3 protein-coding genes are annotated in these 2,264 nt (G+C 70.2%); 1 reads left to right on the top strand and 2 read right to left on the bottom strand.

The genetic code is table 11. From position 1 onward, the window contains the following. Nucleotides 1-305, top strand: a 305-nt coding sequence (locus RIF68_RS34875) for an ATP-binding protein (RefSeq protein ID WP_309055541.1), incomplete at its 5' end; no start/stop codon positions are given. Here the strand turns inward: RIF68_RS34875 and RIF68_RS34870 are convergent. Further along, nucleotides 283-999: a 2'-5' RNA ligase family protein gene (locus tag RIF68_RS34870; RefSeq protein WP_289913899.1), complete on the bottom strand. Its 717-nt coding sequence runs from the start codon at nucleotides 997-999 to the stop codon at nucleotides 283-285. The genes RIF68_RS34875 and RIF68_RS34870 overlap by 23 nt on opposite strands. A 19-nt stretch (nucleotides 1,000-1,018) precedes the next feature. Further along, a partial coding sequence (locus RIF68_RS34865; protein ID WP_309055539.1) for a hypothetical protein occupies nucleotides 1,019-2,264 on the bottom strand: 1,246 nt, incomplete at its 5' end.

Here is a 2,264-nt window from a genome sequence, read left to right as displayed (position 1 = left end):
CGGTGCTGGTCGTATCCGAGCTGGTGGGCAACGCCGTGCGGCATACGACTGCCGGCCCCGACTGTCTGACCATCGAGATTGACGGGGACCAAGTGATCGTCGCGGTCCACGACCCGGAGCCTGACGACGGTCGTGTGCACCTGTCGGAGACGGCTGCCGATCCGCTTGCCGAGTCCGGCCGTGGGCTGTGGCTGGTGCAGACGCTGGCACGTCGGTGGTACGTGGAGACCACCGCCGTCGGCAAGGCGGTCGTTGCCGTCCTGCCGCGCGGGGAAACGGCAGTCAGCCGAGCGGCAGGCTCTTGACGACGTTCCACCGATAGGCGCGGTCCTCGCGTCGCAGCTCCACCAACTGCACCTCCTGGACGTGCAGATCGACTGGTGCAAGGCCCCGGAGTGGGGAGACGGCCTCGATGACCGGGGCAGCGGGGCGTGGCCGGTTGTTGTAGGCCAGGCTCAGGTGGGGGCGGAACAGCGCGGTCGGCTTGCGGGGCGCCAGCCCGAGCGAAGCCATGGACTCGCTGAGGGCCGCGTGCAGCGCCAGTACCGGGCCCCAAGGGGCGACTGTCAGACGTACGGCTCCCCGAGAACCCGCGAGGGGGACCGCCCGCAGGCGGAAGGCCGCCGGGCATAGTGGGGCCGCCGCGTTGATGACGTCATCGAGACGGCTCAGCGGCAGCTCTGCGGCGGAACCGACGCGGGTGAGCGTGATGTGCAACCCGTCGTCGGGGACAGGATCCAGGCCGAGCGGCGCGAGGTGCTGCTGACAGCGAAGAGCGAGGTCGGCCAGCGCTGGGCTGTCGGGGAAGGTGAGCATCCAGTAGTGCGCCCGGGTCTGTGCCGTCCAGCCGGGGCGGTCCCAGTGATCGACCATGGTCTCCACGGCGTCGAAGGTGGCCTGGTCGTGCGCCGCGATCACCGTGGGGTCACCCAGGTCGGCCGGCGGGTGGGCGGGGAAGGCTGCGGGATCGGCGCTGAGCTGGATGTGCGGCCAAGGCACCCGGCGAACTCCTTCGTGATCACCCCACCTCGGCAGGCGGGAACTGACAGCCCCAGGCGCGGAGCTGTTCGCCATACTCGCGCACCGCTGGCCGGGATCGCCAAGGGGCTGCTCGCTCGTAGAGGTCTCGAGAGCGTTGTCGCACCGAGCTGATCGGCAGCGGGCTGGCCAGAGTGATCGCCTGTTGCCCGAGGGACATGGCGTGCTCCACGTCGGGTGCTAGCTGTTGAAGCATCGCGGTGGCCACGTCGAGGCGGACGAGCGAGCGGCTCCACGCGGAGTCGGACTTCTCGACCAGGTCGTCGAGGTTCTCGGCGTCTCGCAGCACGTGCCCGGTGTCCTGCAGGGCGACGCGGGCGGTCAGCGCATTGGCCAGGGTGCGGGCCCGCCCATACGGCGAGAAGGAGATGCAGGAGGTCAGGCCAAGGGCCACGTCATGCTGGTCGGAGAGCTCCAGCGCCTGTCCGATGGCTCGCTCGGCCTGGTTCCGGTCACCGAGCTTGCCGAGCGCCCGGGCCCGGCCGTTGACCAGCAGTCGGATGGCCTGCGGGTGGTTCGGCGCCCGGTCCACCGCGGCGGCGGCACGCGCGTTGGCCTCGTCGTAACGGCCTGCGTAGTACGCCGCGAAGGAGTGGGTGCCGCAGGTCCACAGCTCGGTGTCGAGATCGCCGATCGCCCGGCTCAGTTCCAGCGCTTCGGCGCAGTACGCCTCAGCCAGGCGGAACGCGCCGGTGTTGACCGCCATGTAGCCGAGCAGTCCGCCGGCGCGTGCGGTGATCCGGAAGAGCTCCCTGCGTGCGGATGGAGGTTGCTGACCGGCGAGCAGGGTGTGCCCCATGTTGTGCAGGCTCTTTGTCTGTCCCCACAGGCCGTCCGGACCGTCCTTCTCGTACCGCTCGGTGATCACCTCGATCCGGGAGGCGAGAAAGGACAGAGTGGTCTGGTCGACGTTGCCGCAGGCCAGCTGTCGGGCTCGGGCGAGAATGTCCGTCGGATCGTCGGCGGGGGCCGTCGGGCCGGGCTGGGGAGAAGGTGGAACGTCCGCAGGAAGTGGTTCTGGGGCGGTCGGCGGATAGGCCGAGGGCGAAGCGAACAGGTCGCGGGCAGTCCTGCCCAGCAGCTCCTCCAGAATGCGGCACGTGTCGGGGCGGGGAAGCTGCTTCAGTTCCCCGCCCATCCACCGGTCGAACTGTCGCGAAGAGACCGCGACCGAGGCCAGCCGAGGGTCACCCGCTTCCTCGGCCAGGTTCCGGGCCGCGCGGGAG

The organism is Streptomyces sp. (assembly GCF_031178505.1).
In the GTDB taxonomy this organism is placed as follows: Bacteria; Actinomycetota; Actinomycetes; order Streptomycetales; family Streptomycetaceae; genus Streptomyces; species Streptomyces gulbargensis.
This window is presented reverse-complemented; position numbering and strand designations above follow the sequence as displayed.